Source organism: Pseudomonas sp. MLB6B, from assembly GCF_054508135.1.
Window position 1 is genome coordinate 3030262 of the sequence record NZ_CP199313.1, and the last position, 24904, is coordinate 3055165.

At 65.6% G+C, this 24904-nt stretch carries 22 protein-coding genes; 9 read left to right on the plus strand and 13 right to left on the minus strand.

Annotation, left to right across the window (positions count from 1 at the left end; translation table 11 throughout):
• Positions 1–215: 215 nt before the first annotated feature.
• Positions 216–1460, plus strand: a complete 1245-nt coding sequence (locus ACSMEV_RS13600) for an MFS transporter (RefSeq protein WP_459205613.1) — start codon at positions 216–218, stop codon at positions 1458–1460.
• 39 nt (positions 1461–1499) lie between these two features.
• Here the strand turns inward: ACSMEV_RS13600 and ACSMEV_RS13605 are convergent, their stop codons facing one another.
• The gene (locus tag ACSMEV_RS13605) at positions 1500–2648 is read right to left on the minus strand and encodes an MFS transporter (RefSeq protein WP_459205614.1); all 1149 of its coding nucleotides are present in this window, start codon (positions 2646–2648) and stop codon (positions 1500–1502) included.
• A gap of 383 nt (positions 2649–3031) precedes the next feature.
• On the opposite strand from ACSMEV_RS13605, the gene yiaY reads away from it, so the two are divergent.
• Entirely contained in the window at positions 3032–4180 is a 1149-nt protein-coding gene (yiaY, locus tag ACSMEV_RS13610; protein WP_459205615.1) for an L-threonine dehydrogenase, read from the plus strand.
• Positions 4181–4276: 96 nt separating this feature from the next.
• Here the strand turns inward: yiaY and ACSMEV_RS13615 are convergent, their stop codons facing one another.
• Positions 4277–5470, minus strand: coding sequence for a hypothetical protein (locus ACSMEV_RS13615; protein WP_459205616.1), 1194 nt, complete (start codon positions 5468–5470; stop codon positions 4277–4279).
• A gap of 85 nt (positions 5471–5555) precedes the next feature.
• Positions 5556–7175 carry an NADP-dependent glyceraldehyde-3-phosphate dehydrogenase gene (locus tag ACSMEV_RS13620; protein WP_459205617.1) on the minus strand — a complete coding sequence of 540 codons (1620 nt, stop codon included), beginning with the start codon at positions 7173–7175 and terminating at the stop codon, positions 5556–5558.
• A 135-nt stretch (positions 7176–7310) separates the two neighbouring features.
• On the opposite strand from ACSMEV_RS13620, the gene ACSMEV_RS13625 reads away from it, so the two are divergent.
• Positions 7311–9551, plus strand: a complete 2241-nt coding sequence (locus tag ACSMEV_RS13625) for a putative bifunctional diguanylate cyclase/phosphodiesterase (RefSeq protein ID WP_459205618.1) — start codon at positions 7311–7313, stop codon at positions 9549–9551.
• Positions 9552–9553: 2 nt separating this feature from the next.
• Here the strand turns inward: ACSMEV_RS13625 and ACSMEV_RS13630 are convergent, their stop codons facing one another.
• Complete coding sequence (locus ACSMEV_RS13630; RefSeq protein ID WP_459208347.1) at positions 9554–10516, minus strand: GlxA family transcriptional regulator; 963 nt, start codon at positions 10514–10516, stop codon at positions 9554–9556.
• Between the two features lie 431 nt (positions 10517–10947).
• On the opposite strand from ACSMEV_RS13630, the gene ACSMEV_RS13635 reads away from it, so the two are divergent.
• Positions 10948–11160 carry a PLD nuclease N-terminal domain-containing protein gene (locus ACSMEV_RS13635; protein WP_296268027.1) on the plus strand — a complete coding sequence of 71 codons (213 nt, stop codon included), beginning with the start codon at positions 10948–10950 and terminating at the stop codon, positions 11158–11160.
• A 237-nt stretch (positions 11161–11397) separates the two neighbouring features.
• Positions 11398–11808 carry a RidA family protein gene (locus ACSMEV_RS13640; protein ID WP_459205619.1) on the plus strand — a complete coding sequence of 137 codons (411 nt, stop codon included), beginning with the start codon at positions 11398–11400 and terminating at the stop codon, positions 11806–11808.
• Between the two features lie 25 nt (positions 11809–11833).
• Here ACSMEV_RS13640 and ACSMEV_RS13645 read toward each other — a convergent pair whose 3' ends face one another.
• The 4 genes from ACSMEV_RS13645 to ligD form a co-directional block, all read right to left on the minus strand.
• Positions 11834–12517, minus strand: a complete 684-nt coding sequence (locus ACSMEV_RS13645) for a glycosyltransferase family 2 protein (RefSeq protein ID WP_459205620.1) — start codon at positions 12515–12517, stop codon at positions 11834–11836.
• Entirely contained in the window at positions 12514–13113 is a 600-nt protein-coding gene (locus ACSMEV_RS13650; RefSeq protein WP_459205621.1) for a class I SAM-dependent methyltransferase, read from the minus strand. Before ACSMEV_RS13650 ends, ACSMEV_RS13645 begins: the two co-directional genes overlap by 4 nt.
• Positions 13110–14150: an acyl-CoA dehydrogenase gene (locus ACSMEV_RS13655; RefSeq protein ID WP_459205622.1), complete on the minus strand. Its 1041-nt coding sequence runs from the start codon at positions 14148–14150 to the stop codon at positions 13110–13112. Before ACSMEV_RS13655 ends, ACSMEV_RS13650 begins: the two co-directional genes overlap by 4 nt.
• A 62-nt stretch (positions 14151–14212) precedes the next feature.
• Entirely contained in the window at positions 14213–16756 is a 2544-nt protein-coding gene (gene ligD, locus ACSMEV_RS13660; protein ID WP_459205623.1) for a DNA ligase D, read from the minus strand.
• A 159-nt stretch (positions 16757–16915) separates the two neighbouring features.
• Between ligD and ACSMEV_RS13665 the strand changes: the two genes are divergently transcribed.
• Both ACSMEV_RS13665 and ACSMEV_RS13670 read left to right on the plus strand, forming a co-directional pair.
• The gene (locus tag ACSMEV_RS13665) at positions 16916–17380 is read left to right on the plus strand and encodes a phosphotransferase system, HPr-related protein (RefSeq protein WP_459205624.1); all 465 of its coding nucleotides are present in this window, start codon (positions 16916–16918) and stop codon (positions 17378–17380) included.
• Positions 17381–17424: 44 nt separating this feature from the next.
• Positions 17425–17610, plus strand: a complete 186-nt coding sequence (locus ACSMEV_RS13670; protein WP_296268033.1) for a metallothionein — start codon at positions 17425–17427, stop codon at positions 17608–17610.
• A 117-nt stretch (positions 17611–17727) separates the two neighbouring features.
• On the opposite strand, the gene ACSMEV_RS13675 is transcribed toward ACSMEV_RS13670, so the two are convergent.
• The 5 genes from ACSMEV_RS13675 to ACSMEV_RS13695 all read right to left on the minus strand — a co-directional run bounded on the left by ACSMEV_RS13675 (position 17728) and on the right by ACSMEV_RS13695 (position 23849).
• The gene (locus ACSMEV_RS13675) at positions 17728–20163 is read right to left on the minus strand and encodes a glucose/quinate/shikimate family membrane-bound PQQ-dependent dehydrogenase (RefSeq protein WP_459205625.1); all 2436 of its coding nucleotides are present in this window, start codon (positions 20161–20163) and stop codon (positions 17728–17730) included.
• A gap of 106 nt (positions 20164–20269) precedes the next feature.
• Complete coding sequence (locus ACSMEV_RS13680) at positions 20270–21130, minus strand: CAP domain-containing protein (RefSeq protein WP_459205626.1); 861 nt, start codon at positions 21128–21130, stop codon at positions 20270–20272.
• 230 nt (positions 21131–21360) lie between these two features.
• The gene (locus ACSMEV_RS13685) at positions 21361–22236 is read right to left on the minus strand and encodes an ABC transporter permease (RefSeq protein ID WP_459205627.1); all 876 of its coding nucleotides are present in this window, start codon (positions 22234–22236) and stop codon (positions 21361–21363) included.
• Positions 22233–23249 carry an ABC transporter substrate-binding protein gene (locus tag ACSMEV_RS13690; protein ID WP_459205628.1) on the minus strand — a complete coding sequence of 339 codons (1017 nt, stop codon included), beginning with the start codon at positions 23247–23249 and terminating at the stop codon, positions 22233–22235. The genes ACSMEV_RS13685 and ACSMEV_RS13690 overlap by 4 nt, the downstream gene beginning before the upstream one ends.
• Positions 23250–23369: 120 nt before the next feature.
• The gene (locus ACSMEV_RS13695) at positions 23370–23849 is read right to left on the minus strand and encodes a hypothetical protein (protein WP_459205629.1); all 480 of its coding nucleotides are present in this window, start codon (positions 23847–23849) and stop codon (positions 23370–23372) included.
• A gap of 232 nt (positions 23850–24081) precedes the next feature.
• On the opposite strand from ACSMEV_RS13695, the gene ACSMEV_RS13700 reads away from it, so the two are divergent.
• Positions 24082–24480 (plus strand): NUDIX domain-containing protein, encoded by a 399-nt coding sequence (locus ACSMEV_RS13700; RefSeq protein ID WP_459205630.1) that lies wholly within the window; start codon positions 24082–24084, stop codon positions 24478–24480.
• A gap of 217 nt (positions 24481–24697) precedes the next feature.
• Positions 24698–24838: a hypothetical protein gene (locus ACSMEV_RS13705; protein ID WP_459205631.1), complete on the plus strand. Its 141-nt coding sequence runs from the start codon at positions 24698–24700 to the stop codon at positions 24836–24838.
• Positions 24839–24904 lie beyond the last annotated feature (66 nt).

Consider the following 24904-nt stretch of genomic DNA (forward strand, 5'->3'; position numbering starts at 1 on the left):
GTTGACCGGCTGTACGGACTTTGGATAAGGGCTAAGCGGCTTTGCATCCGGGCATGGGCCTGTCCGCCAGTGGATCCGCCCAGGTGAATTCCGCGGCGGCTCGGCACGTCAGAGGGGCGATCGCCACCGATTTCATAAATATTCATTCGAGGGCGAAGAACGTTCGTTTCAGCGCTCAGGTCTACGCTGAAACCACCCCCCGAGTGCCCTCCATCATGCAACGTCGCGACCAACGTTCCCTCGATTGGCTCAACTTCTTCCTGGCCGATGTGCGCGACGGCCTGGGGCCGTACTTGGCCATCTACCTGCTTGCGGTGCACAAATGGGAGCCGGCCAGCATCGGCCTGGTGATGAGCCTGGCCGGCATCGCCGCCTTGCTCACGCAAACGCCGGCCGGCGCACTGATCGACCGTACCTGCGCCAAGCGCACGGTGGTCGTGGTGGCCGCCCTGGTGGTCACTGGGAGCTGCCTGCTGCTGCCTTTCGTGACCTCGTTCAGCCTGGTGGCCATCACCCAGACCTTGAGCGCCATGGCGGGCTCGGTATTCGCGCCGGCCATCGCCGCCATTTCCTTGGGGATCACCGGCCCGAAAGCCTTCACCCGCCGTACCGGCCGCAACGAAACCTTCAACCATGCCGGCAATGCCTTTTCGGCGTTGTTGGCCGGGGGGCTGGCGTGGCTGTATGGGCCTGTGGTGGTGTTCTATCTGATGGCCGCGATGACCCTGGGCAGCATCGTCGCTGTAAGCCTGGTACGAGGCGAGGCCATCGACCACGACGTGGCGCGCGGCTTCACTGCCAGCGAAGGTGACAGCCACCAGGCATCGGGCTTCAAGGTGCTGCTCGCCAACCGGCCGTTGCTGGTGTTCGCCGTATGCTGCGCGCTGTTCCACCTGGCCAATGCGGCAATGCTGCCGTTGGTGAGCCAGAAGCTGGCGCAGGTCAACCTGCACTTGGCCACACCCTTGACGTCCGCCTGCATCGTCGCCGCGCAGCTGGTGATGGTGCCGGTCGCCATGCTGGTCGGGCTCAAAGCCGACGCTTGGGGGCGCAAGCCGCTGCTGTTGGCCGGTTTCCTGATTCTGCCGTTGCGCGGCGCGCTCTATGTGTTCTCCGACAACCCGTTCTGGCTGGTCGGTGTGCAACTGCTCGACGGTATCGGTGCTGGCGTTTTCGGTGCGCTGTTCCCGGTGGTGGTCAAGGACCTGACCCAGGGCACAGGGCGTTTCAACGTCAGCCTTGGGGCGCTGTCGGCGGCGTTCGGTCTAGGGGCCGCGTTGAGCCCTGGCTTGGCAGGGCTGGTGGTGCAGAGCCAAGGCTACGACGCTGCTTTCCTGACGTTAGCGGCCATCGCCGCCGTCGCCTTCTGCCTGGTCTGGCTGGGCATGCCGGAAACCCGCAACTATCGCGAGGATCTGCAACAGACGCCGCGCTCGGCCATGACGCCGAGCGCAAGCTGATCGGGCTCGGATCGGAGCGGAGCGAATCGACCGGTTACCTCAGGCGGTCGAGCGGTCCAGAGTGACCGCCGCTCGCCCCAGCGCCACCACTACGCCAAGGGCGCCTGCCAGTGCCCAGAACGCTCCGTGCAGCGAGGACCACTGCGCCAAGTGGCCGATGAACCCTGGCCCGAGCAGGATGCCCAGGTAACCGAGGGTCGCTACGGCGCTGAGGCTACTCGCGGCGGCCATGCGTTTCTGGCGCAGGGCCGCGCGGAACAGCACCGGCACCGCATTGGCCAGCCCCAGTCCCGCCAGGCCGAAGCCCAGCAAGGCGCCGGGGAGCGAAAGGGTCTGCGCCATCACCAGACCCACTAACGCCAACAACGCGCCACCGACCAGCAGCCGGGTGTCGCTCAGCCAATGCGCCAGGCGATCGCCCACTAGACGCACGCAGGCCATGGCCAGGGTGAACAGGCTGTAGGCAATGCCTGCCGAGGCCAGGTCGACGTCATGCACGTCGTTCAGGTACAGCGCGCTCCAGTCGAGCATCGCCCCTTCGACCAGCAGGGCGATGAACGCCAGCAGCGACAACAGCACCACCACGCCTTTGGGCCATTGGAAGCGCGCATCGTCCAGCGCGTCCAACCGGGGAATCTGGTAGCGATACGCCAAGCCCAAGAGCGCCAGCGCCAGCAAGGCCGCGCACAAGGCCGCCTGCCAGGGCGTCATGCCCTGCTTGAGCAGTGCCGTCACGCCTGCCGCACCGGCAAAAGCGCCCACGCTGAACACGCCGTGAAAGCCCGACATCAGCGGTGTGTCGGCGGCTTTTTCGACCATGGCGGCGTGCAGGTTCATGCAGATGTCGCCCACCCCCAGGCAGGCACCGAACACCAACAACGTCAGCGCAAATGCCCATGGCGATTCGATCAGCGCCAGCGCCACCAGCGACGCGCTGAACACGACACCCGCCAGTTGCATGACCTTGCGCAAGCCCAGCGCCTGGGCCAAGCGTCCGGCGAACGGCATGGCCAGCAACGAACCCAAGCCGATGCACAGCAGCAGGCTGCCGAAGGCGCCGTCGCCCAGGCCCAGGCGCTGCTTGGCGTAAGCCACCAGCGGCGCCCAGGCGGCCATGGTCAGGCCCAATGTGAAGAAGGTCAGGCGGGTGGCGTGGCGATAGGCGCTAGCGCCATGTGAACTAGGCATGCGGACTCCCTGTATGCGCAGCTGTGCCGAAAGCTCGGCGAGAGCTCAACAGACCCATTCGAAATTGCCCAGTTCGAAACCTGGATAAAAGCGAGCGTCACCGCCGAGCGGATCGAAGCATCGCGCGCTTGGCAAGGCTCGGCGCGCACCCGCGCCGCAGCCTGGGCTAGCGGCGCGGCCCGCTGCCGTGTGGGGCAGTCACCGCCCAGCATCGGCCGCCTTGAGCGCCGAGCCATAGGGCTGCGTCGTCGAGCGCATCCAACAGCGACCGCCGCTCGCCCGAGGCCGGACTGGCGTGTTGCCATTACTTGCTCTGGATCAACGTTCGGTACCTGCCGACGGCCCATCCTCAGCGCCCCACCCGTCGCTTCGAGGACCGCGTCATGAGCAGCACGTTTTTCATTCCCGCCGTCAACATCATGGGGCTGGGCTGCCTCGATGAAGCGATCGCCGCCATCGCCGGCCTGAGCCTGCGCAAAGCGCTGATCGTCACCGACCAGGGCCTGGCGCGTGCCGGCGTGGCGACGCGCATCGCCGGGCTGCTGGCCGAGCGCGACATCGATTCGCGGGTCTACGACGGCGCCCGACCCAACCCCACCGTCGCCAACGTCGAGGCAGGTCTGGCGCTGTTGCAGCGCGAACGCTGCGATTGCGTGATCTCCCTGGGCGGCGGCTCGCCCCACGATTGCGCCAAGGGTATCGCCCTGTGCGCGACCAATGGTGGGCACATCGGTGACTACGAGGGCGTCGACCGTTCGGGCAAACCGCAACTGCCGCTGATCGCGATCAACACCACGGCCGGCACTGCCAGCGAAATGACCCGCTTCTGCATCATCACCGACGAGGTGCGCCACGTGAAAATGGCCATCGTCGACCGTAACGTCACGCCCATCCTTTCGGTCAACGACCCATCGTTGATGGTCGGCATGCCGCGCTCACTGACCGCTGCGACCGGCATGGACGCCTTGACCCATGCCGTCGAAGCCTACGTTTCCACCGCCGCCACGCCGATCACCGACGCCTGCGCGCTGAAGGCCGTGAGCCTGATCGGCCAGCACCTGCGCCAGGCGGTCAGGCAGGGCGACGACCTCCAGGCCCGCGAGCAGATGGCCTATGCCCAGTTCCTCGCCGGCATGGCCTTCAACAATGCTTCGTTGGGCTACGTGCACGCCATGGCGCACCAGCTCGGCGGCTTCTACGACTTGCCTCATGGTGTGTGCAACGCAGTGCTGCTGCCCCACGTGCAGCGCTTCAACGCCCAGGTGAGCGCCGCGCGCCTGCGCGATGTGGCCCAGGCCATGGGCGTCGACATTGCGGGCTTGGACGAAGGCCAGGGCGCAGCGGCGGCCATCGCGGCGATCGAGCGGCTGTCGGCCGAAGTGGAGATTCCCAATGGGCTGCGCGCCTTGGGCGTGAAGGTCGAGGATGTGCCCTTGCTGGCTGCCAACGCGCTCAAGGACGCCTGTGGCCTGACCAACCCGCGCAGCGCGGTGCAAAGCGAGATCGAGGCGATTTTCAAGGCCGCCTTCTGAGCCATGGCTCGATGAACGTGGCGGCTCACACCGTCCTGCCTGCACGGCGCCGCTTGCTGTCGGCGCCCCTGCCATGAACGCCGAGCGATCCATGTCTCAGCGTTCGCGCATGAAGAAGCCGGCCACGTACTTGCGGAAGGTCTCCAGGCTTTTGAAGTCGGCGTAGCGCTTGAAGGTATCCACCTCCGGCTCCGGGCCGATCGGCTGTTCGAGCAGCGACACCGACAGTACCCGGTCCTGGTCGGACGTCAGCACCAGCTCATCCATCACTTGGCCGCCGATCACCGGCCGGCGCATCTGCACCTTGACGCCTTTGCCGGCCATCCAGTCGATCAGCGACACCAGCGCTTTGAGCGGTTCGCGTTCTTCGTCGCGGTACACCGGAAACAAATGCGCGCGCGACAGCACCGGCACGCTGGCGATGTGGATCAGTTCGTAGAACTGGCTGCCTGCCGTGGTCGGCGAGTACAGCGCCAAGGCCAGCAAAGGCCCTTCGGTACGGCTGCCGCCCCAGTACAGGTGATGGCCCTGGAAGTCGAAGCCGTCCTCGCTGCGGGTGGTGAAAACCTTGCGCCCCTGGATGCGCTCGACGCAATCGAGCAGCAGGCCGTGGCGGCGGTGGGCGCCGAACACCGTGGCGTCGCGCAGACGGGCCTTGAGCATCATCATGTGCTTCATGTCCAGGCGCGTTTCCAGGTAGTTGCTGGCCGGCACCCGTGCCAGTAGCGGGTAGCGCGCAGCGACGGCGCGCAGGGCGGCGAACTGCGCGGTGAGGTCGTGCTTCAGGTGAGTGGCGTAAAGGTTCAAGCCGCTGGTTTCGATCCAGGTCAGCAGCAGCGAGACCAACTGCGAGCTGTCCTGGGGCGTGCCGATGCGGCCACGCGGTGCGACTGGCGTGGACGAAGCAGGGGCGGCGAAGTCGCCCAACAGGCGCAGCGGCGTATCGGGTGCGAGCCAAGCCGGGGGCGGCGTGCTGCCGGTATTGCCGTCGTGAGTATCGCGCATGGCTTTGCTGAACGGGCAGCCAGGGGCATGTTCGGCGGTGCCAGGGTTGTTCTTCAGAAACAGCGTGCCGGTGCTGCCGTTCAGGCTGACGTTGAGCACCGGCAGTGCATCGGTGCGGCACTCGCACGCCAGCCACTGGTTGGCGCTGCGCACCTTCATCAGCCATTGGTTGGCATGCAGCACCTGCGGGCCGATCAGGCTGGCCTCGACGAAGCCCGTCAACAGCACGTCTTCGGCGGGGGTGAGGGTGCGCACCAGCGCGGCATTCTTGTCGATGATTCGCATGTCGGATTCCAGGCAACGTGCCATCAGCTTCGGCCAAAGCCGCCGAGCTTTCAAGCCGGCGGCGGGTGGCGCTGCCCGAACGCGGTCAGAACAGGTAGTCGGTGGTCAGGAAACTCGAAGTGCGCTGCTTGAGAATGTCGCCGATCAGCGCCTTGTTGGCAGGTTGCAAGCGAGTCGCCACCAGGGTGCGGATGGAAAAAACCCGCAGCGCGTCGTGTACCGACAAGGTGCCTTCGGCGCTGTTCTTGCGTCCGTTGAAGGGGTAAGTGTCGGGGCCGCGCTGGCATTGGGTATTGAGGTTGATGCGCCCGACCTGGTTGGCGAAGGTGTCGATCAGCCGGCCGGTGGTGGCCGGGTCGTTGCCGAACAGGCTCAACTGCTGGCCGTAGTCCGAATCGAGCACGTAGTCGATCACCGTGTCGAGGTCGCGGAAGGGCACCACGGGCACCAGCGGGCCGAACTGCTCCTCGTGGTACACGCGCATGGCCGGGCTGACCGGATAGAGCAGCGCCGGATAGAAGAACGAACCGCGGCTGGAGCCGCCTGCGGAGTTGAGCACGCGTGCGCCGTGTTCGCAGGCATCGGCCACCAAGCCTTGCAGGTAGTCGATCTTGCCGGGTTCGGGCAGGGGCGTTAGGGCCACGCCTGGGGTCCAGGGCATACCCGGCATAAGTGCGGCGAGCTTGCGCTGAAGACGCTCCAAAAACGCATCGACCACGTCTTCGTGAACGAACAGGATCTTCAGCGCCGTGCAGCGCTGGCCATTGAACGACAAGGCGCCGGTCAGGGCTTCGTCGACCGCATTGTCCAGGTCCACCTGGGGCAGGACGATGCCAGGGTTCTTGGCATCCAGGCCCAGCGCGGCGCGCAGGCGATGCGGGCGCGGGTGGAGCTTTTTCAGGGCAGCCGCCGCCTTGTGCGTGCCGATGAAAGCGAACACGTCGATCTTGCCGCTGGCCATCAAGGCGCTGACGGTGTCGTGGCCGCGGCCGTAGATGACGTTGATCACGCCGGGCGGAAAGCTGTCGCGGAAGGCTTCGAGCAGCGGGCGGATCAGCAGGACGCCGAACTTGGCCGGTTTGAAGACCACGGTATTGCCCATGATCAGCGCAGGAATCAGCGTGGTGAAGGTCTCGTTGAGCGGGTAGTTGTAAGGCCCCATGCACAGCGCCACGCCCAGTGGCGCGCGACGGATCTGGCCAAGCGTGCCCTGTTCGAGCTCGAAGCGGCTGGAGCGGCGGTCCAGCGCCTTGAGCGCGTCGATGGTGTCGGTGATGTAGTCGCAGGTGCGGTCGAATTCCTTTTCTGCATCCTTCAGGTGCTTGCCGATCTCCCACATCAGCAGCTTGACCACCGCTGCGCGCTGTTCGCGCATGAGCCCGAGGAATCGCTCGACGTGTTCGATGCGCTCGCCCACGCGCATCGTCGGCCAGACGCCGCGGCCCTTGTCGTAAGCCTGCACGGCAGCGTCCAAGGCGGTCAGGGCGGTGTCGGCGTCGAGCAGCGGGGCGCTGCCCAGGACCACCTGGCGCTCGCCGTCGGGGTGTTTCAGCCAGACCGGGCTGCGCACCGTGGCAAGCGGCCCGTCCCAGTGCCGCAGCTCGCCGGCGACCAGGTAATCGCGCTGTTCCAGCGGCTCGCCCAGGCGCCATTGTTCGGGGATGTCGTGGGGGGTGGGGTAGAGCGTATCGAGCAGATGATCCATCGGTCAGACACCTCGCAGTCAGCTACCGTGTAACGATTCAGCTGGAGCATGGCCCCAGCTTGGAAAAAACACCAGTGTGGCTCAACATTCGCGTTCCGCTGCCGATACACAGGCAATCGAGTGATCAGCAGGCCTATGAGCACCCCGACCCCAACGCCGTCCATCGACACGCCCGTGCCCGGTGCCCGCCGCCCTCTGCAACGCCTGTTTCCGGTGGCCTTCGCCGTGGCGGGGCTGGGCCTGTCGCTGCTGCTCGGGCACCTGGACACCCAGCGTGATCAGAGTGAACGACTGGCCATGCTCAACGCGCGGCTTTCGAGCCTGGGTGCTGGCTTGCAGGCGCAACTGCGCGCCACCTTCGGCGAGACCGAAGGGCTGGCGCAACTGATCATCGCCGACGGCCGGATCAGCACGGCGCACTTCCAGAGCATGGCCCGCGAGGCGCTGCGGGTGTCGCCTTACATGCGCAGCATCACTCTGGCGCCGGACGATGTGATCACCGAGGTCTATCCGCTCGACGACAACCAGGCGGTGGTCGGCCTGGACTATCGGCTGTTGCCCGACCAATACCCCTTGGTCAAGCTGGCCCGCGATCGCCGAGAGGCGGTGCTGGCCGGCCCTGTGACGCTGCGTGAAGGCGGGACGGGGCTGATCTACCGGCGACCGGTGTTCCTGCACGGCCACCGCGGCGTGAAGTTCTACTGGGGCAGTGTGTCGGTAGTGGCCGACATCGACCGCCTGCTGCGCGCTGCGGGGTTGAGCACTTATCAGGATTTCGAGCTGTCCATCCGCGGCGCCGACGCGCGCGGCGCCGAAGGCGGAATGATCTGGGGCGCCGCAGAGGGTTTCGAGGCGCCCAAAGCCAGCTTGCTGCTGGAGGTACCGGGCGGCGATTGGCAGATGGTGGCCGCGCCCCTGGGAGGCTGGCCGCAGCCCAACCCGGTACGCTCGCCGCTGTTTCTCCTGGCCATGGGCTGCACCTTGCTGTTCAGCCTGTTCGTGGCGCAGTTGACCCGTGGCCAGCGACTCCTGGCCGAACGCAACCTGGCCCTGGACGAGTCCCGAGCCAAGCTGGAACGCCTTGCGCATTTCGATGTGATCACCGGTTCGCCCAACCGCGTGCTGTTCCAGCAGCGCTTGGCGGTCGCGCTCGGGCAGGGTCAGGGCCTGGCGGTATTGATGCTGGACATCGACGGCTTCAAGCAGGTCAACGACAGTTTGGGCCACGCCATGGGCGACTTGCTGTTGGCACAAGCCGCACAGCGCTTCATGCAGGCGCTGGCCCCCGAAGACGCGCTGTGCCGCCTGGGTGGCGACGAGTTCGCATTCATGTTGCGGGGCAATCACGATCCGGTCGTGGCGCGCGTCGAGGCCTTGCTCGCGGGGCTGCAACGTCCGTTCGACCTGCACGGCACCGCCACCCTCATCACCGGCAGCGTGGGCCTGGCCTGGTACCCCCAGCACGGTGTGGAAGTCGACAGCCTGCTGCGCCACGCCGACACCGCGATGTACGTGGCCAAGGAAGGCGGACGCAACGGCTGGCGCACTTACCACGCCGACATGACCGCACGCTTGCAGGGGCGCCTCGAGCTGGAGCGCAACCTGCGCCGGGCCGTGCAACACGACGAGTTCGAGTTGTGGTACCAGCCGAAACTGGCCTTCGATGGGCGCCTGACCGGTGTCGAGGCGCTGCTGCGCTGGCGCGACCCGGAGCGCGGCTTGATTTCACCAGGGGAATTCATCCCCCTGGCCGAACGCACCGGGCTGATCATCCCCATAGGCGAGCAAGTGCTGACCCTGGCCTGCGCGCAACTGGCGCAGTGGCGCGAGGCCGGATGCCTGCCCGGCACCCTGGCGATCAACGTCGCAGCCTTGCAGATCGAGCGCAGCGACTACGTTGCCAGCCTGCGCAACGCCCTGGATCGGCATGGCCTGTCTGCCAGCCTACTGGAGGTCGAGATCACCGAGAGCGTGTTGATGGAAAGCCAGCAGCAAGCGTTCGCCGTGCTCGAGCGCTTGCAGGCCCTGGGCGTGGCCACTGCGGTGGACGACTTCGGTACCGGCTATTCGTCCTTGGCCTACCTGCGCGCCTTGCCCATCGACCACCTGAAGATCGACCGCGCGTTCGTCAAGGACCTGCCGGACGACGCCGATGCGGTGGCGATCGCTCGGGCCATCATCGACCTGGGCCATGCGTTGGGCTTTCGCATCACCGCCGAAGGCATCGAAACGCCGGGGCAGTACGCATTCCTGTGCGAGGCCGGTTGCGACGAAGGGCAGGGCTACCTGTTGGGTCGGCCAATGCCGGCGGCCGATCTGCAGCGCTGGATGGGCGAGCACCGTGCGCGGCAGGCATTGCCGGACGTGGCCGACTGAACCTACTCGCCGAGGCGCTGCTCGCGCGAAGGCGGGTAGCCGAAATAGGCGGCGTAGCACTTGCTGAAGTGCGATACCGAAACGAAGCCGCAGGCGACCGCCACTTCCATCACCGACAGGTCCGAGTACTGCAGCAGGCGCCGGCTCTTGGTGATGCGCAACTCCATGTAGTAGCGGCGCGGCGAAGTGCCGAGCTGGGCCTGGAACAAGCGGTCGATCTGCCGCCGTGAACGGCCACTGTAGGCCGCCAGTTGGTCGAGGCTGAGGGTTTCTTCGAGGTTGTTCTCCATCAGTTCGACGATGGTGCGCAGATGCAAGCTCATGGACTTCTTCGCCCCCGGCCCGACCTGCCGGTAGCGCGCGCCGGAGAACGACAGGATTTCCTCCACGCCTTCGGCCAGGGCGTCGCCGTGCAAGCGCCGGACCAGGCCCAGCATCAATTCCATCGCGCCGTTGGGGCTCGCGGCCGTGAGCCGGTCGCGGTCGAGGGTGAAACTGGCCGGGGTGATGCGGGTCTGCGGGCTGCGCTCGGCGAGACTCGCGCGTTGCTCGGGGTGGATGCTGCAGCCATAGTCGGCCAACACGCCGGCGCGGCCGAGAAACCAGGCGCCGCTCCACAGCCCGCCCAGGGCCACGCCACGGTGCACGCAATCGTCCAGCAGCCGGTCGAGTTCCGGGTACTTCAGAGGCGTGCGCAGGCCGCCGCACACTACCAGCAGGTCATGCCCCTCCAGCGCGCGGGACTGCAGGGGGGTGGCGATCAACTCCAGGCCCAGGTCGCTGAGCACCCGATCGCCTGACATCGACAGCGGCGTGAAACTGAAGCTGCCGGCGCGCAGCAGATTGGCCGTGACCAGCACATCCATCGCTACCGTAAAGCTGGCCATGGAGAAGTGTTCGAGCAACACGAAATCGACGCGGTAGGGCGCCTGCGCATCGGCCACGCCGGGCTTGAGCCGTAGCATGTTGCTGGTAATGGCCTTCTTGCTGAACTGACGGGGGATTGTGGCCACTCTGGACTCCGCTGGCACGTGACGGCGCTGAGTGTGCGATGGGCATCAGGGAAAGACAACATCGGCGAATGGCATGGCGCTGGCAGCTATGTGAGGGGCGTCGAGATGTGTGCGAAGGGGAGCGATGTGGGGTATTCAAGCAGCCTATCGACTCGAAATACCCCGCGTGCACGACGCTACGGCTTGACCGGTCCGTGGGGTAGCGCAACGCATGAGCAAGATCGGCCATCGATCGCTGTAAGCGAACGCTCTTCGGATCCGGTGGCCGCAGACGCGACGAAAGCATGCCTGCGTGCGGCAATGACCCTATGGGCTGTAACTGGAAGGGAACCCTTGGCGTTTCTTGCGACCGAATGTACTACTCGCTCATTGGGAGAACGTATATGGAAATCGGAACGATCTGGATCATCATCGCGGCAGTGATCATCCTGCTGGACATCTGGGCCATCTGGCACATCATCGGCAGCGAACGCCGCGCCGAACGCAAGATGCTATGGATCGTGTTCGTGGTCTGGGCGCCGATTCTGGGCCTGCTCTGCTGGCTGGTCAAAGGCCCGCGGGCCGTCAAGGGCCGTGACGTGCTGGAAGAGAAGTAATCCGATACGCTCCGCGTTTTTTCCGCTTTCGCAAGGCCGCCCCGGCGGCCCGAACACCAAGGTCGTTCGATCCACCCGGCTCCATGGCTGGCAGATCGACGGCCTCCTTCATTGTAGGAGCGGCCCTGCGACACTCCAGATGTTGCATCCGGCTCCGCTTCAAGCGCTGACACTGTCTGACCTTCGAGGAATGTGGTCTCATGTCCACCTTCGAATGTTTCAGTGAGCGATCTCAACATGGATGTTTCAGCTTTTCGCCTTACCAATCCAGCCGGGCTCTACGACCCGAGTGCCAATGCCTATTCCCATGTCGCCGATGTACGAGCGGGCAGCCGCCTGTTGTTCGTCGCGGGGCAGGGTGGCGAAGAGGCGGACGGTCATCTGTCACCGACATTCGCCGCGCAAGCCAGGCAGGCCTTGGGCAACCTCACCACGGCCCTGGCCTCCAAAGGCGCCGGCCTTGAGCATGTATGCAAGTTGACCTTGCTGGTGGTCGACCACAGTCAGGCGCGGCTGGCCGAATGGGTCGAGGTGGCCGGCCAAGCCTGGGCGGGGCGCCTGGCACCGGTCTGTACGCTGATTCCCGTGCCGCGCCTGGCCTTGGACGGCATGCTGGTGGAAGTGGATGCGGTCGCCGCATTGCCTTGAACCTCACTGGCCGCACATCAACCCCTCAATATGCGGCCACTGGCTCGACTGGCTCGGACGCAGCCAAATTTACCAGGTAGTCGCCAAAGCCCTCACGCGCCCGGGCGTCGCCGCGGCTACTGGTGGCCACGCTGTGGCGTGCGGTCCAGACGATCTGCGCGCCGCTGGCCTGTAGTGCTTGCACCAGATGTACGTCTTCATGGGCCGCCAGCGGTTGAAAACCGCCTACGCGTTCATAGGCCTGCGCACATATGCCCAGGTTTGCGCCATGGATGTGTCGATGACCCTCGCGTGCCTCGTAGCGGCTGCGGTACAGCGCGCGCAACGAAGCTGTTTGCCAGGGCTGCCAGCGCTCGATGTGCACGGTGCCGCAGACCGCATCGGCGGCGCATTGCATCTGCCAACTCAGCCAATGGGGCGGGACCTTGCTGTCGGCGTCGGTACAGGCCAGCCAGCGCGCGCCGCGCTCGAGCATGTACCGGGCGCCAGCCTGGCGGGCGATGCCGACATTGCCGGCGTCTACGCTCAGGGTCGCTACGCCGTAGCGCTTGGCGACCGCTGCAGTACCGTCCTGGCAGCGGTCGAGCACCACCAGGATTTCCACCTCGTACCCCAAAGTCTGCGCCTGCGCGGCGGCGGCCTGTACGGCGCGTAGGCAGTGGCCCAGGCGCCGGGCTTCGTTGTGTGCGGGAATCACCACGGCAATCATGGGCAGGTCTCCTCAAGGTCGACGGCGCGCGGTTGGCGGGCCCAATAGGCCATTTGAAAATCGACTTCCTCGTGCAGCACCACCTGGTGCAGGTCCAGATGCTCGGCCAGGGCGGCTTGTACTTGAGGTCCGACCTGCGGGCAGCCTTCGATGGGGTGGCGGTAGTGGCAGGCCAATAGACCGCCGTCGTCGGTGAGGCTTGCACGCGATCGTTCGATCACTTGCAGCCAATCCTGCACCGACAGGTAATAACCCACTTCGCTGAGCACGATCAGGTCGAAACGCTCCTGCGGCCAGTCCCCGGGCATCCGTGCCTGTTGCACGCTGACGTGCTCGAAACCGCTCAAGCGTGCGTGTGCCAGCGCGACGGCCCGGGGGTCGAGGTCCTGGCAGACCAATCGCTCGCAACGCTCGGCCAGCAATGCGCTCAGCTCACCGTTGGCGCAGGCCGGCTCGAAGATGCGGGTGTAGTGCTGGCGTGGCAGGCAGGCCATGATCAGGTCGCGCTTGCGCCGTTCGTACCAGCGGGTACGGAAGGCCCAAGGGTCGTCGTTGTCGGTGTAGAGGCTGGCGAAATAATCGGCATCGACGCTCATAGCGACCAGTCTCCCGAGGCGCTCTGCGCGAGCTGTTGTCCCAAGGCGGCGAGGTCGCGCTCGGCATGGCTTTGTCTCAAGTACACCGGCAGGTCGGCGCTGAGTCTGGCGAAATGAGCGGTACGGCAGAAGGGCGTTGCCCCCAGGGCGCGACCCACATGGCGAATGACCACCTCGGCAGCTGCTTCCACCACCGCGCGAGTGCGCCGCACCGGCAGCTCCGCATTGGCCGTGGGGTAGCGGTCGATCCAGCGCGCGCAATCGTGCAAGGCAAGCCGAGCGCTTTGCAAAGCGACGTCCACCGCCCCCAAATGCGCCAAGGCATGGGCATCGGCGCGCGGCGTGCGACAGTGCTCGCGCAGGTAGCACGCCAGTGCCTCGGCGGCACCGTACCAACAGGCTGCTATGCCGCCGCCGCCCTGCCAGAAGCCTGGTCGGTCGAGGTACTGGCCGGGAGCGCCGATGGCGATGCCGGGGCTGTGGTCGAAGTCGATCTCGACGCTTGCCGTGCTGGCCATGCCCACTGCCTGCCAGCCCTGAGTGGTGACGCGCTGCGTGGAATGCTTGAGGTCGATGGCCACCAGTTGCGGTAGATCGTCACTGCCCCAGGCCGTGATCAGCGCGCGGTCGATCTGCAGTGCGCCCGAGCACCAGGCCTTGCGCCCACTTAGACGCACCTGGTCGCCATCACGGGCGACGATCCGCGCACGTGCGTCCGGCGGTTCGGCTGCCCATACGCCCCAGATACCCTCGCGAGCGAAGCCAGCCGGTGCGCATTCGGCCAGGATGGCCAGGGCATCCGTATGACCTTCGTACAGCTTGGCCAAGCCCAAGTCGCAGCCCGCCACCCGTGCGAGGGTCTGCCAGCGTTGCAAGGTGCGGCCCTGGCCGGGCAGTGGCAAGGTGTCGTAATGGCTGCCGCAGAGCGAGCGCATCAGGGTTTCGTGCGCAGCGTCGAGTCCTGGTGCGACGGCCCGTGCGGCGAAGTCGTCGAGCAGCGTGTCGAGCGACGGTGTGGCGGTAGCGGTGGAACGCATCGGCTCAATTCCATTGTCCGTGGAGCGGTGTTTGAGGGCGGTGTCGGTGTCGAGCGCAGCGGTCATCGCTCCACGCCCAACTGGCGGCGCATACCTTTGGTAATCGATTGGCGCGTGCTGGCGAAGTCGGCCCACGGGTCTTCGAAGTCGGTCAGGCGTTCGAGCACCGTGTCGATGTTCCACTGATCGGCGCCCTTCAAACCCGTGAGTTCTTCACGGGCGATCGGCACCGACACGCTCATGCCCGGTCGGGCACGCAAGGAATAAGCGCACACGGTGGTCGCGCCCAAGCCATTGCGCAGATAGTCGATGTAAATCCTGCCGACCCGGTTCTTGGGGCCAGCCACCGCGCTCAGGCGGTCAGGGAACAGCCCGGCCAGGTGCTCGACGATGGCCTGGGTGAAGGCTTTGACTTCATCCCACCCGGCGCGTCGGGTCAGGGGTACGACCAGGTGCAAACCTTTGCCGCCGCTGGTTTTGATGAAACTCTTCAGCCCCAGCGCGTCGAGCAGGGTCAAGGTCAGTTGGGTGGCTTCGATCATGGCCTTCCATGGCAAGGCCGGGTCGGGATCGAGGTCGAGCACGAAGCGGTCGGGCTTGTCGAAGGACGTCTCGGTAGCGTTCCAGGTGTGCAGCTCGACGGTGTTCATCTGCACCGCGCCCAACAGGGCAGTGGTGCTGCCGAGCACCATGGCCGCTTGGCCGGCTTCGCCCTTGGCGTAGGTGCGGATGTCAGGAATTTTGAGGTGCGCGGCGTGCTTCTGAAAGAACAGCTCACCGCCCAGCCCCTCTGGCGCACGTACCAGCGCCACGGGGCGGCGTTGCAGGTGCGGCATCATCCAAGGCGCGACTTGGGCGTAGTACTCTGCGATACGGCGCTTGGTCACGCCCGTGCTTGGGTCGATGACGCGATCGGGATGGGTGAGGTGCAGCTCGCCGTTGTATGCCTGTCGACGGTTGGCTGTCGCAGATCCGTTGGAAGCGGCCTTGCCGGGCCGTTGTTCGTTCGCGGCTGGCACGGCCCGTTCATGGCTGATGCCTTGCGCGGGCTTGTCTTCGCGCAGGCCATGGAATACCGCATGGCGCACGATGCCGTCGCGGGTCATCTGCGTGTAGGCGACTTCGACCAGCTGTGCCGGGCTGAGCCAATGCACGCCCCGTGCGGCCGCGCCGACAGGCGGGTTGAGCAGAACGGGCTGCTCGGCCCGCAAAGGTTGCAAGCGATCGTGCAGGTGTTCGAGCGTCTGCGCGTTGAAACCGGTGCCGACCCGCCCGGCATAGCGCAGCCGGCCTTGGTCGTCGTGCAGCGCCAGCAGCAGGGCGCCCAGGCCCTGGCGACTGCCCTTGGGGTCGGTATAGCCGACGACGATGAATTCCTGGCGCTGCTGGCATTTGAGTTTGATCCAATCGCGGCTGCGCTGTTCGCGGTAAGGGCTGTCGGCACGTTTGCCGATCAGGCCTTCGAGCTGCAACTGGCAGGCACTCGCCAACAAAGAATCGACCGGCGCTTCGAAATCCTCGGAGTAGCGCAGGGCGTCCGAGTCGTTGCCTCGCAACGCATCCGCCAGGGCGGCACGGCGTTCGTGCAGTGGCGCATCGCGCAGGTCCTGGCCGTTGAGCCAAGGGGCGTCGAACAGGTAGTAGGTCAGGGCGCTGTCGTCGCTCTCGTCGAAAGCGTTTTGCAGCGCCTGAAAGTCGGCTACGCCTTCGTCGTCGATGACCACCACTTCGCCGTCGAGCCATCCCGACTTGAGCCTCAGTTTGCGCAGTGCCTCGACCTGGCGCGGCATCTTGGCGCTCCAGTCATGGCCGTTGCGGGTGTACAAGCGGATGTCCTTGCCATCGATTCGAGCGAGCAGGCGGTAACCGTCGAACTTCACTTCGTAACGCCAATCGCCCGCAGGCGGCTCGTCCACCAGGGTCGCCAGTTGCGGGCTCATCTGCTCGGGCAAGGAAGCTTTGCGTCGTCCGGGCTTGGCGGTGGCTTTGGGCTTGGCGGTAGCCTTGGTATTGGACGTCGCTGCGACCTGTGCCTCAGCGCCCAGACCTGGCAGAACGGCATCGCTCAGTACGCTGTCAGGCAACGCTTCGACGATGCGGTAATCGTCTTCGCTACGCGCCTGCTCGTCGTTGGACTTGATCAGCAGCCACTGCTCCTTCTTGCCCGCCAGGTGCGTGCGGAACAGGTTCCAGGTGCCCGACAGCTTTTCCCCTTGCAGACGGAAACGCAGTTTGCCTTTCTCGTAGGCTGCCCGGGCGTCGCCTTCCGGCTCCCAGATACCGCGGTCCCAGACGATGACGTCGCCTGCGCCGTAATGGCCTTCGGGAATGGAGCCCTCGAAGCTGGCGTAGTCGAGCGGATGGTCTTCCACGTGCACGGCCAGGCGGCGCTGTTTGGGGTCTAGAGAAGGGCCCTTGGGGATCGCCCAGCTTTTCAGGGTGCCATCGAGTTCCAGGCGGAAGTCGTAATGCAGGTGGCTCGCATCGTGTTTCTGGATGCAGAACTGCAACGCGTGAGCCTTGCGCGTCTTACGGCCTGTGCCGGCAGGTTCGGGCGTGGCGGCGAAATTCCGCTTGCGCTGGTATTCCTGCAACGGCTTGGCCATGGCGATAGGCTCCGTAAGGGAATGGACGTCCACTGGGTAGGAGCGCGGCTGCGTCAGGGGAGTTCAATAAAACGGTCGAGCAGAGAGAGTGCGAGAAACTGAATCATTCGACCCCTGGTGCAGTCGACCGTATGGACTAAATTCGATGGAGTGCCTCCCATGGCCCAAGCAGACGAAAAGCGCGCATATACCCCGACCGAGATCGACACCATCGAGGACCGTATCGGCAGTGTCCACCCTCTCGATTTCAACGAGGACGACGATGCGCCCAAAGGCCGCATCGGCGATGAGCTTCCTGAAGCCGAGGCCGACCTGGAGTTTCCGCAGGAGCGTGCCGCCGAAGCCGGTATGACCGGCGGCGAGGCGCTGAGCGAAGGCGTGCACGAAGATGGCGTCACCGACGACGACATGAGCCCGGAGACGCTGCTGCCCGACGACGGCGCGCTCGACCAGCACGACCTGGGCAGCGCCGAGACGCCTGCCGACCAGGATCTGACCGAGGTGGATGCCGAGGAAATCGGTGCCGGCCACGGCCAGGACGAAGCCGAACTGGCCCATACCCATCCGCTGGATGGCAAGCCATGGTCGGACGACGAGATTCCGGACGACCGGAATAACGCGTGACACCGGACCACCGGCCACGCGCACAACCCTTGGAGGAAAGTACGATGACCAGCCAGACCTGTGCCTGCCCGCACTGCAACTGCGAACTCGACAACCATGCCGTCGAGCGCGGTGGCAAGCGCTACTGCTGCGATGCTTGCGCCAGTGGCCATGCCCACGGCGAAGCCTGCCAGATGGGCCAATGCGGCTGCGCCAAGAGCGCCAGCGGTGGCGACCGACGCTCTAGCTGATTCTGCGCAGCGGGGTTGATACGAAAAAAGCAGCCGTATGGCTGCTTTTTTGTGTGCGGAGCATGGAGGTGGCCTGCAAGGGAGCCGTAAGAACGGCTCCACCAATCGCACAAGCCTTCAATGTTTACGCTCGCCCTCCGGCAGCGCATAGGCGATCACATAATCCCCACGGTCCGTCGACTGGCGTGCACCGCCTGCGGTGACCACGACGTATTGCTTGCCGGTCTTTGGCGATACGTAGGTCATCGGGCCGCCTTGGCTGCCTACGGGCAGACGGGCTTTCCAGATTTCCTCGCCATTGGCGCTGTTGTAGGCGCGCAGGTAGAAGTCCTGAGTCCCGGCGATGAACACCAGGCCGCCCTGGGTCGACAGGGTGCCGCCCAGCGTCGGCAGGCCGATGTTGATCGGCAGGTGCATGCGGATGCCCAAGGGGCCGGTGTCTTCCACGGTGCCAACCGGCACTTGCCACGCGACCTGACGGGTCTTCATGTCGATGGCGGTCAGGGTGCCGAAAGGTGGCGCCTGGCAAGGGATGCCGGCGATCGACAGGAAGCGGTTCTTGTTCACGGCATACGGAGTGCCCTTGAGCGGCACGGCGCCCATGCCGGTGTTCAGCGCTTCGCCGCCGGACGAGGCGGGCGTGTTTTTCTGCGCCGGCACCATCTGCACCCATAGGCCGAGGCGCATGTCGTTGACGAAGATGAAGCCATGCACCGGGTCGGTCGACAGGCTGCCCCAGTTCATGCCGCCCAACGAGCCCGGGAAGCTCAGCGAGCGGTCGGTGCCGGGTGCGGTGTACAAGCCGTCGTAGCGCATGCCCTCGAAGTCGATGCGGCACAGCAGTTGGTCGTAGGGCGTGGCGCCCCACATGTCCGACTCGGTGAGGGTCTGTGCGCCGATCTGCGGCATACCTACCGATTTGGGCTGAGTCGGCGAGTAGGGCTCATTGGGAATGTTACCGGGCTTGACCGGCACGTCCTCGACCTTGGTCAGCGGCTGGCCGGTGGCGCGGTCGAGCACGTAGATCTGCCCGGCCTTGGTGCCGATCACCACGGCAGGCACGGTGGTGCCGTCGTCGCGGGTGAAGTCGATCAGGCTCGGCTGCATGGGCAGGTCGAAGTCCCAGAGGTCGTTGTGTACGGTCTGGTACACCCACTTCTGGTTGCCGGTGGTGGCGTCGAGCGCCAGCACCGAGGCGCCGTAGGTGTGGTCCAGGCGCGTGCGTTCGACGCCATAGATGTCGGTCGACGACGAGCCCATAGGCAGGAACACCGTGTTCATCGCCGGATCGTAAGACATCGGCGCCCAGCTGTTGGGGGTGCTGCGCACGTAGGTCTGCCCGGCCTGCGGCGCCTCGCGCCGTTCGGGGTTGCCAGGGTCGAAGGCCCAGCGCATCTGCCCGGTGATGACGTCGAAGCCGCGCAGCACACCGCCCGGCATGTCGGTCTGCACGTTGTCGGCCACGCGGCCGCCGACCACTACCGTAGTCCCGGCCATCAGCGGCGCCGACGACAGTTGGTAGTAGGAGTCAGGGACATTGCCCAAGCCTTCCAGCAGGTTGACCTGGCCGTCGTTGCCGAAGCCTTCGCAGAACGCACCGGTATCGGCATCCACGGCGATCAGGCGGCCGTCGATGGTGTTGGTCAGCAGGCGGCGCTGGCAATTGGCGCCAGGCGCCACTTGGGCAGCGGCCACCGGAGTGCTGTCGGGCTGGGTCGGCTGCGCCAGCGGCGCGCTGGCGTCGAAGTAGGCCAGGCCACGGCAACGCTGCCAGACCTTGGACTGGGCGTTGATGGCGTTTTTCCACAGCTCCTTGCCAGTGTCGGCATCGAGCGCGATCAGGTTGTTGTGAGGCGTGCAGAGGAACACCTTGTTGCCGATCTGCAGAGGCGTGAGCTGGTCTTCGGCACCGTTGCCGTCGCTGATCGCCACATCGCCGGTGTGGTAGGTCCAGGCGACCTTGAGTTTGTCGACGGTGTTTCGGTTGATCTGGTCCAGCGCCGCGAAGCGGCTGCCGCCTTCGGTGTTGCCGTAGTGGGCCCAGTCCTTCTGCGCAATGGCGGGGTCGACCGGGGTCAGGCCGGGGCCGTTGCCGGTGGGCGCGACACTGGGGTGAGCGACGAACATGTTGACCACGGTGACCGCGAGCAGCACGGCCATGACGCCCGCAACGCCGTAGGCGCCGCGCCCGGCTTCACCGCCGTTGGCACGTACCAGCAGTGGATAGACCAATGCAATCACCAAGCCGATGGCGCTGAACATGAACAGCCGCGAGAACAGCGGCCAGAATGCCAGGCCGGCATCGGCCACAGCCCAGACAGCGGTGGCGGCCAGAAAGGCGGCGAACAGCCAGGCGCCGAGCGGTTTGCGTAGGGCGATCAGTACGCCGGCCAGGGCCATGGCCGCGCCGCCGAGCAGAAAGTACCAGGAGCCGCCGCGGCTGATCAGTTTGATGCCGCCAGCGGCCAGGAGCAGGCCGAGCAGGGCGATGACCACGCCCAGGCCGACCAGAAGCAGGAGAGAAACGCCCGAAGGGCGCGATGTGGGTTTCATGCCAAGAGTTCTCGCAGGTGGAATGGGCGAGAGTCTAAGCGCTTAGCAAGCTAATTAACAAGTTGGTACATAAAATTTGGTGACCAATTGTCGCAGGGTATTTGGCCTACTGCGGCGTGCCGAACAGCCCGGTCCAGTAGATCCCGGCGTCGCTCTTCGGGTCGACGGCATACGCGGCGCCCAGCTCGTGGAAAGCCGGATTCATCAGGGTGGCGCAATGCCCGGGGCTGGCCAGCCAGCCATCGACCACCTTGCGTGGCGTGTCGCGGCCGGCGGCGATGTTCTCGCCGATCTGCCGATACAGGTAGCCGGCCAGCTCGGCACGGTCGCCAGGAGTGCGGCCGTCTCGGTCGATGTGGTCGAAGAAGTTTTGGTTGGCCATGGCCCGGGTGTGGTTGGCGGCGACGCCTGCCAGCACGTCGTTCCAGGTCAGCGGCGGCGCTTCGGCAAAAGGCTGGCCGCCACATTGGCGCGGCAGCTTGCGCGCGGCGTTGACCTCTTGCAGCAGCTTCTGCCCTTCGGCCTGCCAATCGCCGAGGCGGCCGCTGAGCAGGGGGCGCGCCAGCACGATGCGCCAATCGCGGCCTTCTTGGCTGACGCCGATGTCGACGAACTGCGGGTCGAGCACCACTTGGCAGAAGCTTTCCTTGATCACGTTCATCGCCGCATTGGCATCGCGCGGCCCGGACAGGCTGATGGCCTGCACGTTGACCATCGGGTAGGCCGCGCGGCTCATGGCTTGTTGCAGGTCGCGGGTGCCCTCGGGGGAAAGCGCCAGGCGCGTGTCGCTGTTGAGCGGCGGCAGCTCGAGGGAGGCCTCGCCACCACAGGGCTGGGCCTGGCTGCGCCAGGTGTTGATGGCGTCGATCAGGTGCGCTTCTTCGCCGCTGACCGCCAGCGCCTGGGGCGACAGGGTCAGGCCGAGCGACAAGGCGGCGCAACAGGCCGCTGAGGTGAGGACGCGCATGGTGATCTCCCTATGACTGACAGCGGCCCTTTCCCAGGGACGCGCTGCCATCCTACACAAGCACCGGGCGTTTGGCCCTGCGCCGTGCATCGAGCTGAAGGCGCCGCCGGTAAGCGGCTAAAGGAGGCAGTAGACCGGCTTCACCGGGAAAAGTGCGACGCAACGCACAAATGGCGGAGGTGACGGCCCGGCACACGAGGCGTCCGTCTTCGCTTCGGTGGCGACGCGGTTCACGCACGTGGCCGCACCCCGCGCCCGCGTGCCCCCGCATGGCCATATCCCTGGCTGATACGGTCGATGACCATGGCCAGTGCCACGATGGTCAGGCCCGCTTGCAGCCCTTGGCCGACGTTGAGGGTCTGAATACCGGCCAGCACGTCCTCGCCCAGGCCGCGGGCGCCGATCATCGAGGCCACGACCACCATCGACAGAGCCATCATTACCGATTGGTTGAGCCCGGCCATGATGCTCGGCATGGCCAGTGGCAAGGCGATCCGGCGCAAGCCTTGCCAGCGGCTGGCACCCAGCCCGCGTGCTGCCTTGAGCAGTGACGGGTCGATCTGCGCGAGACCCAGGTGGGTCAGGCGCACCAGCGGAGGCAGGGCGTAGATCAGCGTGGCGAACACCGCCGGCACCTTGCCCAGGCCGAACAGCATCAGCACCGGAATCAGATAGACGAAAGCCGGTAGGGTCTGCATGACGTCCAGCACCGGCAACAGCAGCCGCCGCGCCAGCGGGCGGGTGGCCAGGAGCACGCCCAGCGGCACGCCGATCAGCACGCACAGGCCGGTGCTCACCAGGACCAGGGCCAAGGTCTGCAACAGTTTGTCCCACAAGCCGAGCATGCCGATGCCGGTCACCAGCGCCATCAGCAGCAGTGCCCGCAGCACGCTGCGGTTGGCATGCCAGGCCAGCGCGCCGACCACGGCCACCAGCAGCCACCAGGGCATCATCCGCAACAGGTCTTCCAACCCCACCAGCAGGCCCAGCAATTGGTTGGACACGCTGCGCAGATGGTCGCCGTAATGCACTACCAGCCAATCGACCCAGGCGTTGATGCCGTCGGCGAAGGAGAACTGCAGGCTTTCGGGAAAGCCGCCGCTCACAGTGCGGCCTCGACCCTTGCCGCCCGTTCGGCGGGCAGCCAGGCTTTCCACACCTGCGGATGAGCCTTGAGGAATGCCCTGGCGGCCTCGCGGGCAGGCTGGCGGGTGTTGCTCATGTCGGCCAGGGTCTTGTTCAGCACGTCGATGGGCAGGTCGACCTTTTCGAACACCGCGACCAAGTCCGGGTACTGCTCGCGAAACGCTGCCGACACACCGATCGACAACTTGGCCGGCAGCGAGCGGCTGCCGCGTGGCGCGGCATTGCGCGGATCGGTCAGCGTGGCCCAGGCGGCCGCATCGTAAGGCGGTTCCTCCAGGCGCACCAGGTCATACCGGCCCATCAGCGGCGTGGGGCTCCAGTAATAGAACAGCACCGGCTTACCCAGTTTGATGGCCGAAGTCACTTCGGCGTCCAGCGCGGCGCCCGAACCGCTGCGGAAATTGTTGTACTGGCCGTCGAGGCCATAGGCCTTGAGTTTCTGGCTGTTGACGGTTTCCGAGGTCCAGCCGCTGGGGCTGTTGAGAAAGCGGCCTTTGTCGGGCTGCTCCGGATCTTTGAACACCTGGGGGTAGCGCTTGAGGTCGGTCACGCTGCGCAGGTCGGGTGCCAGAGCGGGCAAGCCGCGTTCCGGATCGCCCTTGATCACGTAGGCCGGTACCCACCAGCCTTCTTCGGCGTTCTTCACCGTGTCGCCCAGCGCGAACACCTGGCCGGCCTGCTCGGCCTTGACCCACGCCGGGCTGCGGCCGGCCCATTCTTCGGCGATCACCTGCAGGTCATTGCGCGCCAGTGCCACCTCCATGCTCACCGTGCTGCCTGGCAGGGTGTCGGTGCTGTAGCCATACCCCAGCTCGGCGATCAGGCGCAGGACCTCGGTGGTCAGCGCGCCGCTTTCCCAGCCGATGGCGCCGAAATGGATGGGCGCGGCGGGTGTGGCGGCTGTGGCGCGCTCGGTGCCGAGCAGGCCCAGGCCCAGCGCAAGGCTGGCCAGCAAGACGGAAAGGGTTTTCATGGTGGGGTGTCCTGGGGCAAAGGTGAGGGCAAGTGTAGACGAGCTGCCATCTTTCCCAACAAGCCCCGGGGTCGGGCCTTGCGCTTGGGCTGAATCGTCTCGTCCAGCGCCCGGCCCGCCTCAGTGCGGCAGTTGTGCCAACGCCGTACGCAATTGCTCGACATCGCCGAAGCGGCGCTGCTGCACCATCTGCCCCCCTTCGAGTTGCACCCATTGCACGGTGTCGCGGTCGCCGCCGTAGCGACCGGCCACCGCGCCGGTCTGGTCGAGCACGATGCGGTAGCTGGCCGAACGCATCGCCGGCACCATCACCATCTTCGCCACCGACGGCATGCGTTCGACGTCGGCCACGTAGATCACCTTGCGCGCCTCCAGGTAACCGGCAGGTGCGTCGCCGACCGCCGCATTGACCATTTTGGCGCTGGCCATGCTGCGTGCCACCAGCAACACCTGGGTCGTGTCGTCCAAGGTATAGGGCGTGTCGTGTTGGTCGAGCAACGTCCAGGGCGCGCGCGCGTCGCTGCCGTCGGCATTGCTTTCGGGGTCGGCGAGGGCAGGGGCGGACAGGCACAGGGTCAACAGCAGGGGGAACCACTTCATGGCAGGCCACTCAGGTCGAAATGGCTGAACGATAATGGCTGGGCGCAGGATTGCCAACTCATGCTTTACCGGTCGGCCGGACGCCTTGTGCTGGCAGGAGTGGGTGCCCGGTCTCATGCGCTAATAGCAATGTGCCTTCGCTGCATTGAACTTAGGCGGCTTGGCGCAGGTCATTCGCACAGGCGCGCAAGACCCGGGCCTGTGTTCAGGCGATTGTCAAAGGGGATGCCGAATGGCCTTGAAGAAACAGCATGAAACCAAATTGCGAGCCACCATCCTTTGCCTGCGTAGCCGACAGGTGCTGCTGGTGAAGAAGAAAGGCGGCAAGTGGAATTTCCCAGGTGGTGCGATCGAACCGGGGGAGACGGCCGAGCAGGCTGCGGCGCGCGAACTCGAAGAAGAGGTCAGCCTAGGCGACCAAGGCCTGCTGGCCCTGTGTTGCGTGACCACCGACAGTACGCTCCACCATGTGTTTACCGCACAATTCGACGGTCGCTCCAAGCCGATCCCTGCCAACGAGATAGCCCAATGCAAGTGGGTCGGGTTGCAGGCGCTGCAACGCACGCCCTTGACCGCAGCCGCCATGGCGCTGCTGTCGATGCAGCTGCCCGCGCTGGTGGATTTTCTGTAGCCAGGCGAATCGTTTAAGCCAATTGGCGTACTTTGGCACGAATTTCTCATTCCTACGGTAGCTGTACCGATGGTGAGTTGATTCGCACACTTTCCTTTCCCCAACAACACAATAAGGGGGTTCCATGAGCTGTTTGATCTGTGCTGGCCAGGCGGAGTCCGTCGAGTGTTCCTCCGGTTGGGAGGAAAGAAGCTGCTCGCACTGTGGTTGTTACCGAATGTCCCAAGCCCTCATTCTGCAGATGATGGAAGAGGGGCAGATCTTCGATTCCTCCAAGATGCGCGACTGGTTGACCCGCCAGCGAAGCCTGGTGGCCGTGCCGTCGATCGAGTTTTCCCATGCGATCCTGATGCAATGAGCCTGTCTGTCGCAACGCGCGGCGTACTCGCCCGAGACGCCGCCTCACGCCCTTGACAGCCTGGCG